Source organism: Streptococcus oralis subsp. oralis (assembly GCF_000960035.1).
In the GTDB taxonomy this organism is placed as follows: Bacteria; Bacillota; Bacilli; order Lactobacillales; family Streptococcaceae; genus Streptococcus; species Streptococcus oralis_G.
The window spans coordinates 83,731-98,433 of record NZ_JYGR01000003.1 but is presented as its reverse complement, the minus strand read 5'-3'; the positions used below and the strand labels follow the sequence as shown (position 1 = coordinate 98,433).

Annotated in this window: 14 protein-coding genes and 1 pseudogene; 3 read left to right on the top strand and 12 right to left on the bottom strand. The window is 44.2% G+C overall.

Annotated features, from left to right (window positions below):
- Positions 1-2: 2 nt before the first annotated feature.
- Entirely contained in the window at positions 3-974 is a 972-nt protein-coding gene (locus TZ92_RS02305) for a siderophore ABC transporter substrate-binding protein (protein ID WP_033629342.1), read from the top strand.
- Positions 975-1,005: 31 nt separating this feature from the next.
- Here the strand turns inward: TZ92_RS02305 and yidD are convergent, their stop codons facing one another.
- From yidD to treP, 12 genes are all read right to left on the bottom strand, one after another.
- Positions 1,006-1,248 (bottom strand): membrane protein insertion efficiency factor YidD, encoded by a 243-nt coding sequence (gene yidD / locus TZ92_RS02300; protein ID WP_000821619.1) that lies wholly within the window; start codon positions 1,246-1,248, stop codon positions 1,006-1,008.
- Positions 1,248-1,970 carry a pseudouridine synthase gene (locus tag TZ92_RS02295; protein WP_001222230.1) on the bottom strand — a complete coding sequence of 241 codons (723 nt, stop codon included), beginning with the start codon at positions 1,968-1,970 and terminating at the stop codon, positions 1,248-1,250. The genes yidD and TZ92_RS02295 overlap by 1 nt, the downstream gene beginning before the upstream one ends.
- Positions 1,957-2,526 (bottom strand): SMC-Scp complex subunit ScpB, encoded by a 570-nt coding sequence (gene scpB / locus TZ92_RS02290; protein WP_033629341.1) that lies wholly within the window; start codon positions 2,524-2,526, stop codon positions 1,957-1,959. Before scpB ends, TZ92_RS02295 begins: the two co-directional genes overlap by 14 nt.
- Before the next feature lie 18 nt (positions 2,527-2,544).
- Positions 2,545-3,273: a segregation/condensation protein A gene (locus TZ92_RS02285; RefSeq protein ID WP_033629340.1), complete on the bottom strand. Its 729-nt coding sequence runs from the start codon at positions 3,271-3,273 to the stop codon at positions 2,545-2,547.
- Positions 3,273-4,007 carry a site-specific tyrosine recombinase XerD gene (gene xerD, locus TZ92_RS02280; RefSeq protein WP_277813561.1) on the bottom strand — a complete coding sequence of 245 codons (735 nt, stop codon included), beginning with the start codon at positions 4,005-4,007 and terminating at the stop codon, positions 3,273-3,275. The genes TZ92_RS02285 and xerD overlap by 1 nt, the downstream gene beginning before the upstream one ends.
- The gene (cbpB, locus tag TZ92_RS02275; protein WP_033629338.1) at positions 4,004-4,465 is read right to left on the bottom strand and encodes a cyclic-di-AMP-binding protein CbpB; all 462 of its coding nucleotides are present in this window, start codon (positions 4,463-4,465) and stop codon (positions 4,004-4,006) included. Before cbpB ends, xerD begins: the two co-directional genes overlap by 4 nt.
- A complete protein-coding gene (locus tag TZ92_RS02270) occupies positions 4,462-4,983 on the bottom strand; it encodes a metallophosphoesterase (protein WP_001118939.1) in 522 nt (173 codons plus the stop codon). Before TZ92_RS02270 ends, cbpB begins: the two co-directional genes overlap by 4 nt.
- Positions 4,959-5,930, bottom strand: coding sequence for a nucleoside-triphosphate diphosphatase (locus TZ92_RS02265; RefSeq protein ID WP_033629337.1), 972 nt, complete (start codon positions 5,928-5,930; stop codon positions 4,959-4,961). The genes TZ92_RS02270 and TZ92_RS02265 overlap by 25 nt, the downstream gene beginning before the upstream one ends.
- The gene (gene racE, locus TZ92_RS02260; RefSeq protein WP_033629336.1) at positions 5,927-6,721 is read right to left on the bottom strand and encodes a glutamate racemase; all 795 of its coding nucleotides are present in this window, start codon (positions 6,719-6,721) and stop codon (positions 5,927-5,929) included. The genes TZ92_RS02265 and racE overlap by 4 nt, the downstream gene beginning before the upstream one ends.
- Before the next feature lie 205 nt (positions 6,722-6,926).
- Positions 6,927-7,172, bottom strand: a complete 246-nt coding sequence (locus TZ92_RS02255; protein ID WP_000364980.1) for a YneF family protein — start codon at positions 7,170-7,172, stop codon at positions 6,927-6,929.
- 144 nt (positions 7,173-7,316) lie between these two features.
- Entirely contained in the window at positions 7,317-8,942 is a 1,626-nt protein-coding gene (gene treC / locus TZ92_RS02250) for an alpha,alpha-phosphotrehalase (protein ID WP_033629335.1), read from the bottom strand.
- A gap of 63 nt (positions 8,943-9,005) precedes the next feature.
- On the bottom strand, positions 9,006-10,973 hold the full coding sequence (treP, locus tag TZ92_RS02245) for a PTS system trehalose-specific EIIBC component (RefSeq protein ID WP_033629334.1): 1,968 nt from the start codon (positions 10,971-10,973) through the stop codon (positions 9,006-9,008).
- 184 nt (positions 10,974-11,157) lie between these two features.
- On the opposite strand from treP, the gene treR reads away from it, so the two are divergent.
- Both treR and TZ92_RS02235 read left to right on the top strand, forming a co-directional pair.
- On the top strand, positions 11,158-11,871 hold the full coding sequence (gene treR / locus TZ92_RS02240) for a trehalose operon repressor (protein ID WP_033629333.1): 714 nt from the start codon (positions 11,158-11,160) through the stop codon (positions 11,869-11,871).
- Positions 11,872-12,106: 235 nt separating this feature from the next.
- Positions 12,107-14,626 (top strand): annotated as a pseudogene (locus TZ92_RS02235) (glycoside hydrolase family 95 protein); the annotation flags it as partial.
- Positions 14,627-14,703 lie beyond the last annotated feature (77 nt).

The window sequence follows — 14,703 nt, the reverse complement described above, 5'->3', positions numbered from 1 at the left end:
TCATGAAAACATCCCTTAAACTTTATCTCACTGCCCTAGCTGTCAGCTTCTTGCTCTTACTTGGTGCATGTAGTACAAATACAAACTCAAGCACTAGCCAGACAGAGACAAGTAGCTCTGCTCCAACAGAGATAACTATTAAAAGTTCACTAGATGAGGTCAAACTTTCAAAGGTTCCTGAAAAGATTGTGACTTTTGACCTCGGTGCTGCGGATACTATTCGCGCTTTAGGTTTTGAAAAGAATATCGTCGGAATGCCTACAAAAACTGTTCCGACTTACCTAAAAGATCTTGCAGGAAATGTCAACAATGTTGGTTCTATGGTTGAGCCAGACCTAGAAGCCATCGCTGCTCTTGAACCAGACCTAATTATCGCTTCACCACGTACCCAAAAATTCGTAGACAAGTTCAAAGAAATTGCTCCAACCGTGCTCTTCCAAGCAAGCAAGGACGACTACTGGACTTCTACCAAAGCCAACATCGAATCCCTAGCAAGCGCCTTTGGCGAAACAGGTACACAGAAAGCCAAAGAAGAATTGGCTAACCTGGACAAGAGCATCCAAGAAGTCGCTACTAAAAACGAAAGTTCTGACAAAAAAGCCCTTGCTATCCTCCTCAATGAAGGAAAAATGGCTGCCTTTGGTGCCCAATCTCGTTTCTCTTTCTTGTATCAAACCTTGAAATTCAAGCCAACTGATACTCAATTTGAAGACTCTCGACACGGACAAGAAGTCAGCTTTGAAAGTGTGAAAGAAATCAATCCTGACATCCTCTTTGTCATCAACCGTACCCTTGCCATTGGTGGGGACAACTCAAGCAACGATGGCGTCCTAGAAAATGCCCTCATCGCTGAAACCCCTGCCGCTAAAAATGGTAAAATCATCCAACTAACACCAGACCTCTGGTATCTAAGTGGTGGCGGTCTTGAATCAACTAAACTCATGATTGAAGATGCTCAAAAAGCTTTGAAATAAACAAGAAAACCCAACATCAGGTGATGTTGGGTTACTTTTTTTCTTGATTTCGTCTGAGAGAAAAGTGGTCTGGGACAGGATCTTTACCTATTGGCGACCAAGGATGGCATCGGAAAATTCGAGCCAAGCCCATCAGAACACCCTTGAAGCCATGTTTCTCAATAGCCTGAATCATGTAGTTGGAACAAGTCGGCTCAAAGCGACAAGAGGGTGGAAAGGCTGGTGAGATAAAACGTTGGTAAAAGCGTACTGGCGCTATTAAGATTCGTTTCATTATTTCTTGGTTACTGCCATGGTGTGTAGTTGGCTGATTTCTTTTTTATTAAGACGACGAGATTCTCCTGGACGAAGACCTGTCAAGTCTAGGTGTCCGAAACGTGTCCGAGACAGTTTATCCACTTGCAGACCGACGGCTTCAAACATCTTTTTAACCTGATGATTACGCCCCTCATGGATAGTCAACTGTACCACAGAGCGGTTTTTGACTGGATCCACTTTGAGAATTTCATAAACAGCTGGCTTAGTTTTCTTGCCATCAATCTCAAGACCGCGGGTCAAGGGGCGGAGATTTTCCTTATTAGCCACACCTTTAACACGCGCGACATAGACTTTGTCAATCTCATTACGGGGGTGAATCATCTCATCCGTAAAGTCCCCATCATTGGTCAAAATCAAGACACCTGATGTATCCCAGTCCAAACGTCCAACTGGGTAGATGCGCTCTTTGACATTGGGCAAGAGGTCCACAACAGTCTTGCGGCCCTTGTCATCTGTCACACTGGAAATCACACCGCGTGGTTTATTAAGCAGATAGTAAACCTTTTCTTCGTTGTAGATAGGTTGACCTTCCACTTCGACCTTGTCACCAGACTTGATGGTCGTTGCGAGTTCACGCACCACTTGACCGTTAACTGTCACCAAACCTTGCTTGATCAACTCTTCTGCTTTTCTCCTACTGGCCACACCTGCGTGGGCAATATACTTATTGATTCTCATCTTCTTCTATCCTTTCACCAAATAATTGGCTTTCTTGGGCTTGAATCTCAAGCTCATCAATCACTGGTAATTCTTCCAAATGGTTAATCCCCATGTAATCTAGGAAATAATCCGTAGTCACATAAAGGTTGGGCCGACCCAACACTTCTTTTTTCCCATCTTCTCTTATCAATTCAAAAGCCTGCAACTTTGCCAAGGCTCCACTCGAGTTAACCCCACGAATAGCATCAATCTCAATTCGGGTAATCGGCTGCTTGTAGGCAATGATGGACAAGGTCTCAAGAGCAGCCCGAGACAAGCTCTGGTTGATGGGCGCCTTGGAGTATTCCTTCAAAATCTCTGCAAATTGAGGCTTGGTGACCAATCTGTAAGCGCCACCTGTCTCGATCAGGGACAAGCTCGAATCTGGGTCTTTTTCATACTTCTGGGCTAATTTTTCTAAACTCTGTTGGATGCCTGTCGGTGGAAGTGAGAGGAGTTCAGCCAACTGGCGAACCCGAATCCCATCTTCACCTGCCACAAACAAGAGCGCTTCTATTTCTGCTAAAGTACTCATCTTTCCTCTCTATCAAGTCTAGCTTTGTGCCTCTTGATTTTCTTCCTTCTTTTCCATAAGATAGATATCTCCGAAACTCTCCTCTTGCACGAGGATCAGTTCCTGAGTTTTGATTAACTCTAGGGTTGCTAAAAAGAGGGTAATAACCTCTTGAACATTCTGGGCTTCCTTGAACAAATCCTGCAAGCGCAACTGGTCTCGTCCAGTCAAGGACTCTTTTACGATGACCATCATGTCCTCAATCTTATACTCATCCCGCAAGATAGTCGTGTGATTCTGTGAGAACTCCTCTTTTTTCTTGGCTAGGATATTTGAAAAAGCCAAAAAGAGATCGATGGTCGTCTTGTCATGTACAAGCTCCGCATCCTCGTAAATCAACTCTGTCGGCGCTTTGGAATAGTACTGAGCCCGATCTTGGTGCTTAGCCTCCAAGTGCTCACCCAAGAGCTTGAACTTGCGGTATTCTTCGATTTGAGAGAGAAGGTCCTGCTCCAGGTCATCCTCTAAGTCTGTCACTTCTGCTACCTTTGGCAAGAGCTTGCGGCTCTTGATCAGCATGAGCTGACTGGCCATAACCATATACTCGCCCGTTACTTCCAGACGCATGGCCTGCAGAGTTGAGACATAGGCTAGGTACTGTTCGATAACTTCCGTAATGGGCACATCGTAAATATCCATCTGGTACTTAGAAACCAAGTGCAAGAGCAGGTCCAGAGGCCCTTCAAAATCTTTTAATTTAATATCCATTATCTATATTTTTCTAAGGTCAGGACTGTTTTTAATCCTAGTTTTTTTGCAATTTCGTACAAATCGACCTTGTTTTCTATTTGTCTTAGAATGAACTGTTCCCGTAAGGCTTGGGCTGATAGTTCTGGGAAACCTTTCTCCTTGACAAAGGACTCCAGCTGACGAAAGGCCCACTGACGAGAATAGGCTTTTCCTCTCCTTTCAAAGAGATAGGTCTGCCCCATCAAGGGTTCTAGCTCTGGAATCAAGGTCGTGGGTATGGTGACAATCCTCTGTTGGGAAGCCTTGCTGATTCGCAACACCTGAAAATCCAGATTGATATCTGCAACCTTAAGGGCTAAAATCTCACTTGGCAAGAGCCCTATTTCCAAGATAAGAAGCGCCAGCAAGCGTCCCTCTGGATAGTCACTTTCCTGCCAAAAAGAGTCTAGGTCTAGAATCTCTGGCTTTTCAGTCTTCTTTTCAGCTTGTTTGGCTAATTCCAGACGGTAAAAGCTGTCCACTTCTCCGTTTCGATAGAGAAAGTAGAGAAATTGGTTACAGGCCGAAAGTTTTCGCTTCTGGGCGCTGATTTTTAGATTAGCTAGCTGGCCTTGGTAAATCTTAAGACCGGTCTCAGAGATCCGATCACCCACAATGTCTAAAAATTGCTCCAAATCATATCTATAGGACTGCTTGGAATTGGCAGACAAACCCTGCTTTCCCTCTAAAAAGTCTGAAATCCTATCTCTTATTTGCATCGAATCTCATATTCCTTACTAAAGTCATGTAAGAGAGCATTAACGGCCTTGAGGATAGACTTACGCGTGATGATTCCTTGAAAAATCCCTTCATCATCTACCACTGGCAAGAAAGGTTCATCCACCAGTTTATGAAGGACCTCTGTGATGTTATAGTCTGGAGCGACAACTGCCACATCTGTCTTGGTCATATTGACGATGTCTGTCGTTGCCATCTGCTCATCCGTCAAACCTTGCTCCATTTGATAAGCCAAAATATCTCTCAGACCAATGGTTCCGACAAAGCGTTTGTCAAAGGTCACAACAGGGATACGGGTATAGGTGATTTGGCTCAACACCAAAATCGCATGGTCAGCGTTATGGGTATCAATCAAAGCTGCTAGATTGTCAGCAGGGGTGAGAAAGGTTCCTTCCTGCTCCAGTAAAAATGCTTCAAATTCCTTGGCAATCATCGAGCAAACTCCTTGGACAAGCCTGGATAAACCTCATGATCACGTGTCAAAAAGTCTACTTTAAAATAGCTGTCATCAATCTCCACACGGGCATAGAGGCATTCTCTAATAGTTCCTCGTGGTTGGCTGATGGAACCTGGATTTAGAAAAAGAGTCTTTCCTTCCATCCAAGCATTTGGCACATGCAAGTGACCATAGAGACAGATATCGGCATCTTCTTCCTGAGCCCAGTAGTCCAACTTTTGAAAGTTGAAATTGATATCAAACAAGTGTCCATGCGTCTGGATGATCTTGGTCGGACCAAGTTGAGTTACCAAACGTTCTGGGTAGCCAGCATAAAAGTCCATATTTCCTTTGACGACATGGATGCCTTCCCAGAGCGGAGAGTCTGGACGGAGTTCAGAGTCACCATCGTGAAAAATGGCATCAACTTTCCCTAGATAGCGGTCACGAATTTCTTCGACAATCAAGCTATCGCCATGGGAGTCACTCATTACAATGATGGTTTGCTTTGCCATGATGGAAATACCTCCAAAAGTTTCTTAACGGCTAAGGCGCGGTGAGATTGGCTATTTTTTTCTTCAAGGGTTAATTCAGCCGCTGACTTGCCTGTCTCTCCCACAAGGAAGAGGGGATCATAACCAAAGCCATTTTCACCCTTGGGTTCAAAGTTAATGTAACCCGGCCAGTCAGCTTCGACAACCAAGCTTTCCTTGTTTGGACTGGCTACAACCAGGGTCGTGTGGAATTGAGCCGAACGGTCCTTAAGGTCAAAGACCATGGCCAATTCGTGCAAGAGCTTGGCATTATTTTCACGATCAGTCGCTCCCACTCCTGCAAAACGGGCTGACCAGACACCTGGCAAGCCACCTAGGACATCGACTTTGAGACCTGAGTCATCTGCTAGAACTATCTTACCTGTTAATTGGGAAATGGTTTCTGCCTTAAGTCGAGCATTTTCTTCAAAAGTCATGCCTGTTTCTGCTACTTCAGGCAGGTCAGGATAGTCATTAAGATTTTCCACATCATAGCCTAGCTTGTCAAAGATAGCTCGGAATTCCTTGGTCTTGCCCTCGTTACGAGTCGCAATCAACAAGGTTTCTCTAACTTTACTAGTTTCAAAGAAGGCATGAACATTGACCCCTTCTTTAGGCAATTCTATATGCAGGAGTTGCCCATTTTCAACCAAGAGTAGGGCTCCCTGACGTTGGATGACTTCCAAGTTACGTCCTGCTTCTGCATTTAAAATCTCGACGATAAAGGAGAGCAGACGGTAGTTAGAAGACCAGCGCATCACCGTTATCGTAATTGGAAAGCCATTTTCTTCGTCACGAAAAATCCGCGCCAAATCCATAAAATCAAGATCAAGCGGATCTTTGATGAGACTGTAGATGCCTCCATAGACGTCCCAGACACCGACATACCAGTCCTGGTCGTCCTTGTATTCGTAAATTTTGTTTGTCATAAAGTTACATGCTCCACATGAATCTCTTTTTCCAGCCATTCTGCTCCAATTTGAGCAAAACTTTGGCTGCTGGCTGTTGTGTAAAAACGATGTTGAAGAGGCCCCGCATCTCGGCTACGATTGATTTCAAAATAATTGAGTAAGACTGAGATATCTCGTACACACTCAGCCCCACTATCGATGAGCTGAACCTTTGGTCCCATGACATTTTGGATGATAGGGCGAAGGAGTGGGTAATGGGTACAACCCAGAATCAAGCTATCCACCTTGCCGACCAAGGGACGCAGGGTTTCATAAACCACTTTCTTGGTGACACTGGTTGACAGGGCACCAGACTCGACCAAGGGGGCAAACTTGGGACAGGCCAAACTCTCCACCTGTAAGTCCGGATCTAGATCGTTGATTTTCTGACGGTAGATATCAGATTGTACCGTCATGGGCGTTCCAATGACTCCGATTTTCCCACCTTGGCTGGACTTGATAGCTGCCGAAGCTCCTGGCAAAATCACACCCAAGACAGGAATGTCTAGTTGAGCCTTGATTTCTTCCCAGACGACCGCAGTCGCAGTATTACAAGCAATGATAATCATTTTGACATCCTTGGTCAAGAGAAAGTTGACCAACTGCCAAGTATACTCACGAATTTGCTCAGCAGGACGGGGCCCGTAAGGCGCCCGTGCCGAATCTCCAATATAGACGATTTCTTCATGGGGAAGCTGGCGCATGAGCTCGCGCACAACGGTCAAGCCCCCGACACCTGAATCCAAAAAACCAATCGGTCGATTATCCATACAGTCTTCTTTCTAGTCTTTTTTCTGATTGATAGTTCATTATAATTACTTGTCCTAAATGAACGGATAGACAGCTTGATAGAATGGAAACTGCCTCTCTCTTAATCATAATCAAATATCAATAGAATGCAAGGAAAAAGTCTTATCCTTGAGAACTATTGAACATAGTGAGAAGTCTGGAACTTTCATCCCAGACTTTTCCTATTTATTTCTTTTTATTGTTAGCAAGGGCTGCTTTTTGTTGGCGGATGATTTGGTGGTAAACTTGTTGTACCTTGGCTTCGCTTGGTTTTTGACCATTTGCGCTCAAAAGAGCACGAACTGCCTCAGCGTTCAAACGTGGGTTGTCCGCAAATTCTTTTTCGATTTGCTTACGAACCAAGTACATCCCTCCAAGAGCTCCTCCTAGAAAAGCTAGCACAATCAAGATAATTGCTAAAAGTAAATCCATTCTTTTTCTCCTGTTTCTTTTTGAGTCTTCTATATTATACCATAAAGTGACTTTCCTGACTAGTTTGTTTTACGCTTTCAAAAAGGGCAATAGGCGACAAAAAAGGAGCCCTGCATTTCAATGAAAGAGAGCTCCTTGCTACGTTTATTTTATATAGATAGCCAGTGTTTGATACGGTTTGAGCAGAATTTTTTCTGATACTTCTACATCTTCATAGTTTGAAATCAGAATCTGTCCATTTTGGTAGACCACTGGCAAGTCAATTGCTACTTCTGTGGCATAAAAGTTATTGAGCACCAATAACTTTTCATCCTCATACTGACGTTCAAAGGCATAGACTTGCTTACTATCTTCAAAGGCTGGTTTGTAGCTTCCTTCTGAAATAATAGGCATTTCCTTACGAAGTCGAATCAAGTCTTGGTAGAAGATGAAAATTGGGCCTTGGATTTCATTTTCTACGTTGATATCTTTATAGGATTTACCAGCTTTCAACCATGGAGTGCCTGTTGAAAATCCTGCATTTTCTGAAGCATCCCACTGCATAGGAATGCGTGAATTATCTCGTGACTTAGCCTGAATAATCTGGAAGGCTTCTTGCTGACTTTTCCCTTCTTTTAAGAGCATCTGATAAGCATTGATGGACTCGACATCCACATAATCAGCCATGGAATCATAGTCTGGGTCAACCATTCCAATTTCCTCGCCCATGTAGATATAAGGTGTCCCACGTGACAGGTGAATGCTGGCAGCCAACATAGTCGCCCCTTCATTGCGGAAATGTTGAATATCGACAAAACGATTCAAGGCTCGTGGTTGGTCGTGATTGTTCCAAAAGAGGGCGCTCCAGCCATTTTTATCACTCATCTCCTTGCCCCAGCTATGGTAGAGATTTTTCAATTCTTCAAAATCAAAGGGAGACAAGGTCCACTTTTGTCCATCCTTGTAGTCCACCTTGAGATGATGGAAATTAAAGGTCATGGATAATTCCTGACGGTCAGGTGACGAATAGAGGACACAGTTTTCCATGGTTGTTGAGGACATTTCTCCAACAGTCATAAAACTACCGTCAGATCCAAAAGTGGCTTGGTTCATCATGCGCAAATAGTCATGAACGATGGGCTTGTCTGTGTAAGCTGGCTTGCCTTCATTTTCAGGACAATCCACTAAAACCTCATCCTTGCCGATCAAATTAATTACATCAAATCGGAAACCTTTGACTCCCTTGTCTCGCCAGAAATTAACAACCTTGAAAAGCTCCTTGCGGACATTGGGATTGCGCCAGTTAAGGTCAGCCTGGGTCTCATCAAAGAGGTGGAGGTAATATTTTCCCGTATCCCCGAAAGGCGCCCAGGCAGAGCCGCCAAACTTAGACTGCCAATCTGTCGGTTGGTCTTGGATGAAGAAAAAGTCTTGGTAGTACTGGTCGCCAGCTAGGGCTTTCTGAAACCATTCGTGTTCTATCGAGCAATGATTGAGCACCATATCCAGCATAAAGTCAATCTTGTGCTCTTTACCGACACGGACCATCTCCTCACAATCAGCCATATCACCAAAAAGAGGATCCACTGCCATATAATCTGAAATATCGTAACCATTATCCCGTTGGGGGCTTGGATAGAATGGATTGAGCCAGACCATATCCACACCTAGCTTGGCTAGATAGGGGATTTTTTCGATAATCCCACGGAAATCGCCAATACCATTTCCAGTGGTGTCTTTATATGATTTTGGATAGATTTGATAGACTACTTTTCTTTTATCAAGTGCCATCTGTTTCTCCTTTTCTGATAAAAGGGAGGAACCTGTGTTCCTTCCCTGTTTGTGCTATTTTAATTAGATTCGTGTAGCGACCATGAGAGCTGCCCCAGCTTGGATAGTTGTTGGATAAGTTCCAGTAACGGTCGCTGTATAAGCATCTTGATTGGTGATGATAACTGGAGTTTCTGTCACGAGACCCGCAGCCTTAATAGCATCTATATCAAAACGAATCAATTTCTGACCAACTGTGACGTGGTCTCCTTGGGCTACAAGACTTTCAAAACCTTTGCCATCAAGCCCTACTGTATCCATACCGATGTGGATGAGCAATTCTACCCCTTCATCAGAGACAATACCGATGGCATGTTTGGTAGGGAAAAGAACCGTCACTGTCCCATTGACTGGAGAAGTCAACTCACCTTGGCTTGGTTCAATGACTAGGCCTTGTCCCATGACACCTGATGCAAAAACAGGATCCGTCGCTTGACTCAATTCTTTCACTTGACCAGTAAGTGGGCTGACAATCTCTACTGGAGCAAGGGTTACTGGTTCATGACTGACAAATTCTGCCTCTTCTTGGGCAGCAAATTCTGCCTGCAAGGCTGTATCATCCTCTGTCTTTGTAAAGAGACCGACTTTGCGGAAAAAGAAAGTCAAGAGCATTGGTACAATAATAGCAACTAGCATGGTTCCTGCAAACGGCAGCATGTATTGAGGTTGAATAGAGAGGATACCTGGCAAACCACCGATACCAATAGAAGCCGCAGTTACATTGAAAGTAACGGACAACATCCCTGCAAGGGCTGAACCAATCATCCCAGCTACAAATGGATAGATGTATTTGACATTGACCCCAAAGAGGGCTGGTTCTGTAACACCGAGATAGGCTGAAATGGTTGCAGGAAGTGAAATCTGAGCCTCACGCTCATCATGACGATGCATGAAATAATAGGCAAATACGGCAGAACCTTGAGCAATATTAGAAAGAGCAATCATTGGCCAGAGGGCAGTTCCGCCAGCATCCGCAATCAATTGTGTATCGATGGCATTGGTCATATGATGCAAACCAGTGATGACAAATGGAGCATAGAGAGCACCAAAAATTGCACCGAAGAGCCACTTAACAGGACCAGTCAAGCCTGCCAAGACAACTGCTGAGAGTCCTTGCCCAATTGTCCAACCGATTGGTCCCAAGACAGTATGAGCCAAAATCAAGGCTGGAATCAATGACAAGAAAGGCACAAAAATCATGGAAATGACTTCTGGGATATGCTTACGCCAGAAAATTTCAAGATAAGACAGACTCAAACCTGCAAGCAAGGCTGGAATAACTTGAGCCTGATAACCAATACGATTAACAGTAAAGTAGCCAAAATTCCATACCCAGTTGGCTGCGATTTCTTCTGTTGAAGTAGACGCTACTGCGTAGGCGTTGAGCAACTGTGGTGAAACCAAACAGATTCCGAGAACAATTCCCAAAATTTGGCTGGTTCCCATCTTACGAGAAACAGACCAGGTAATCCCTACTGGTAAGAACTGGAAGATCGCTTCACCAGGCAACCAGAGGAAGTGATTAACCCCTGCCCAAAACTGAGAGGATTCTGTGATGGTCTTACCATCCAACATTGACCAATGCACACCTTCCAAGACATTACGGAAACCGAGGATTAGTCCACCAACAATCAGGGCTGGAATAATCGGTGTAAAAATCTCCGCTAGAGTAGTCATGATACGTTGAAGCACGTTTTGATTGCTCTTAGCTGCAGATTTGGCTGCTTCTTTGGAAACACCCTCAATGCCTGAAACAGCTGTAAAATCATTATAAAAAATCGGCACGTCATTCCCAATAATCACCTGAAATTGACCCGCGTTGGTAAAGGTCCCTTTGACGGCTGGAATCGACTCGATGACCTTGACATTGGCTTTCTTTTCGTCTCCGAGAACAAAGCGCATCCGTGTCGCACAGTGGGTAACAGCAGTGACATTCTCCTTGCCTCCGATTGCTTGAAGCAGATCTTTGGCTTCTTGTTCAAATTTTCCCATTTGATTCTCCTTATACTTGTCAAAGCAAGCTTGACTTGATAGTTCTATTGTAAACAATACCAAACTTGTATGCAACTTGTTTGTGATAAAAAGAGGATATTTTTGGATATTTTCTAGCACTTATATGGTAAAATAGATACAAGTGTGTATGAAATAAGACTCAAAACTCATTTAAGGAAGCAATATGAAGAAATACCAACAATTATTTAAGCAAATCCAAAAAACCATTCAAAACGAGACTTACGCTGTCGGAGATTTCCTCCCCAGTGAGCACGAACTCATGAATCAGTATCAGGTGAGCCGTGACACCGTCCGAAAAGCTCTGTCCCTCCTACAAGAGGAAGGATTAATCAAAAAGATAAGGGGGCAAGGTTCTCAAGTCGTCAAAGAAGAAACGGTCAATTTCCCTGTCTCCAACCTAACCAGCTACCAAGAACTGGTTCAGGAACTTGGGCTGCGCTCAAAAACCAATGTCGTCAGTCTTGACAAAATCATTATCGATAAAAAGTCCTCACTGATAACCGGCTTTCCAGAGTTTCGGATGGTGTGGAAGGTGGTCCGCCAGCGTGTAGTGGATGACCTGGTATCGGTTCTAGATACGGACTATCTGGATATGGAACTGATTCCAAATCTCACTCGCCAAATCGCTGAGCAGTCTATCTACTCGTATATAGAGGACGACCTCAAACTCCTTATTGATTATGCTCAGAAGGAAATCACCATTGACCACACGAGTGATCGAGACAAGATTCTCATGGACATTGGGAAAGACCCTTATGTCGTTTCCATCAAGTCAAAAGTCTATCTCCAAGACGGGCGCCAGTTTCAATTCACCGAAAGTCGCCATAAATTAGAAAAATTTCACTTTGTTGACTTTGCCAAAAGACATCCGAAATAAACACTTACAGTTGGGGATACTCTCAACTGTTTTTTAGTAGTAAACGATCTAGTTGATAGTTGGAAAAGAGGGACTGCTTGCTACTTATTCTACTATTTTAAGAAAAAACAACAGCAAATATGTATCTTGCTAAAAAGCTCTTGACAAATGCTAAGCGACCATTAGAATGGGAGGTGAGGAGATAAATAGAAACAAATTAAACGAAACTGCTTTATGAAATGTAAGCGGTTCTCAAAAAGAAAGATATAAAGCAAATCAGCCTGTGACAAAACAAGAAAACTATCAACTCAGCTACAATCAACCAACAGCTCCCTCCTATGATGGATGGGAAAAACAAGCCCTTCCTGTCGGAAATGGAGAGATGGGAGCCAAGGTTTTCGGTCTAATTGGCGAAGAAAGAATCCAGTACAACGAAAAGACCCTCTGGTCAGGAGGACCACAACCCGATAGCACCGACTATAACGGAGGAAACTACAAGGACCGCTACAAGGTCTTAGCAGAGATACGTAAAGCCCTCGAAGCTGGTGACCGCCAAAAAGCAAAACAACTCGCCGAACAAAATCTAGTTGGACCAAACAATGCCCAGTATGGACGTTACCTAGCCTTTGGAGATATCTTTATGGTCTTTAATAACCAAAAGAAAGGACTAGATACTGTAACTGATTATCACCGTAATCTGGATATCACAGAAGCCACTACAACAACTTCTTACACCCAAGATGGGACGACCTTCAAACGCGAAACTTTCTCCAGCTATCCTGATGATGTCACTGTGACCCACTTGACCAAAAAAGGAAACAAGACACTTGACTTTACCCTTTGGAACAGCTTGACAGAAGACTTGCTTGCTAATGGCAACTACTCTTGGGAATATTCCAACTATAAGAATGGTCATGTCACTACAGATGCAAACGGAATCCTTCTAAAGGGAACTGTAAAAGATAACGGCCTCAAATTTGCATCCTATCTAGGAATTAAAACGGACGGAAAGGTGACTGTTCAGGACGAAACTCTGACCGTTACAGGCGCAAGTTATGCGACCCTCTATCTCAGTGCCAAGACTAACTTTGCTCAAAATCCAAAAACCAACTATCGAAAAGACATTGACCTCGAAAAAACAGTTAAAGGGATTGTCGAAGCAGCGAAGGCCAAAGACTACGAGACACTGAAAAAGGCCCATATCAAGGACTATCAAAGACTCTTTAACCGCGTTAAACTAAACCTAGGTGGAAGCAAGACTGCTCAAACGACAAAAGAGGCCCTTAAAGGCTATAACCCAGAAAAAGGGCAAAAACTGGAAGAACTCTTCTTCCAATACGGACGTTATTTACTCATCAGTTCTTCTCGTGATCGGACAGATGCCCTTCCTGCAAACCTACAAGGAGTCTGGAATGCTGTAGACAATCCACCTTGGAACGCTGACTACCACCTCAATGTCAATTTGCAAATGAACTATTGGCCCGCCTACATGAGCAACCTTGCTGAAACAGCCAAGCCCATGATCAATTACATTGACGACATGCGCTACTATGGTCGTATCGTCGCCAAGGAATACGCTGGCATCGAATCCAAAGACGGACAAGAAAATGGCTGGCTGGTCCATACTCAGGCAACACCATTTGGCTGGACTACTCCAGGCTGGAATTACTATTGGGGTTGGTCTCCAGCAGCAAACGCTTGGATGATGCAGAATGTCTATGACTATTATAAATTCACCAAGGATGAGACCTATCTCAAAGAAAAGATCTATCCAATGCTCAAGGAAACAGCTAAGTTCTGGAACTCCTTCTTGCACTATGACAAGGCCAGCGACCGTTGGGTGTCTTCTCCATCCTACTCACCAGAACACGGGACCATCACCATCGGAAATACCTTTGACCAATCGCTAGTCTGGCAGCTATTCCACGACTACATGGAAGTCGCCAACCATCTGAATGTCGACAAAGACTTAGTCACAGAGATCAAGGCTAAATTTGACAAACTCAAACCCCTTCACATCAACAAAGAGGGCCGTATCAAGGAATGGTACGAGGAGGACAGCCCCAAATTCACCAATGAAGGGATTGAAAATCACCACCGTCACGTTTCCCATCTAGTTGGTCTCTTCCCAGGTACGCTCTTTAGCAAGGACCAGGCTGAATACCTAGAGGCTGCGCGTGCTACCTTGAACCACCGTGGAGATAGGGGGACTGGTTGGTCTAAGGCCAATAAAATCAACCTCTGGGCTCGTCTGCTGGACGGCAACCGTGCCCATCGCTTACTCGCTGAACAGCTTAAGTATTCAACCCTAGAAAATCTTTGGGATACGCACGCGCCTTTCCAAATCGACGGAAACTTTGGAGCAACTAGTGGGATGGCAGAAATGCTCCTCCAATCTCATACTGGCTATATTGCGCCATTGCCAGCCCTTCCAGATGCTTGGAAAGACGGTCAGGTTTCTGGCTTGATTGCCCGTGGTAACTTTGAAGTCAGCATGAAGTGGAAAGATAAAAACCTTCAAAGCTTGTCCTTCCTGTCAAATGTCGGTGGAGATCTAGTTGTAGACTATCCAAATATCGAAGCCAGTCAGGTTAAGGTCAATGGCAAAGCAGTCACGGCAACTATGCTTAAAGATAATCGTATCCAACTAGCAACACAAAAAGTTGACGTCATTACCTTTGAACACTTCCCTGGTCGTGTAACCAGTCTGACAGCCGTTCGACAAAATGGAGTCACTGCCGAACTCACCTTTAACCAAGTAGAAGGCGCTACCCACTCCTCTTCTTAGCAGAACTCAGCCTAGCCCTTACAGCCACTTTTATGTTAAAAGGAAGAAAGGATGACTCCAACTAA

Bases quoted from the DNA above. Each gene is read 5' to 3' on its own strand.
- TZ92_RS02305 (WP_033629342.1), top strand. From the start codon at position 3: ATGAAAACATCCCTTAAACTTTATCTCACTGCCCTAGCTGTCAGCTTC.
- yidD (WP_000821619.1), bottom strand. From the start codon at position 1,248: ATGAAACGAATCTTAATAGCGCCAGTACGCTTTTACCAACGTTTTATC.
- TZ92_RS02295 (WP_001222230.1), bottom strand. From the start codon at position 1,970: ATGAGAATCAATAAGTATATTGCCCACGCAGGTGTGGCCAGTAGGAGA.
- scpB (WP_033629341.1), bottom strand. From the start codon at position 2,526: ATGAGTACTTTAGCAGAAATAGAAGCGCTCTTGTTTGTGGCAGGTGAA.
- TZ92_RS02285 (WP_033629340.1), bottom strand. From the start codon at position 3,273: ATGGATATTAAATTAAAAGATTTTGAAGGGCCTCTGGACCTGCTCTTG.
- cbpB (WP_033629338.1), bottom strand. From the start codon at position 4,465: ATGATTGCCAAGGAATTTGAAGCATTTTTACTGGAGCAGGAAGGAACC.
- TZ92_RS02270 (WP_001118939.1), bottom strand. From the start codon at position 4,983: ATGGCAAAGCAAACCATCATTGTAATGAGTGACTCCCATGGCGATAGC.
- TZ92_RS02265 (WP_033629337.1), bottom strand. From the start codon at position 5,930: ATGACAAACAAAATTTACGAATACAAGGACGACCAGGACTGGTATGTC.
- racE (WP_033629336.1), bottom strand. From the start codon at position 6,721: ATGGATAATCGACCGATTGGTTTTTTGGATTCAGGTGTCGGGGGCTTG.
- TZ92_RS02255 (WP_000364980.1), bottom strand. From the start codon at position 7,172: ATGGATTTACTTTTAGCAATTATCTTGATTGTGCTAGCTTTTCTAGGA.
- treC (WP_033629335.1), bottom strand. From the start codon at position 8,942: ATGGCACTTGATAAAAGAAAAGTAGTCTATCAAATCTATCCAAAATCA.
- treP (WP_033629334.1), bottom strand. From the start codon at position 10,973: ATGGGAAAATTTGAACAAGAAGCCAAAGATCTGCTTCAAGCAATCGGA.
- treR (WP_033629333.1), top strand. From the start codon at position 11,158: ATGAAGAAATACCAACAATTATTTAAGCAAATCCAAAAAACCATTCAA.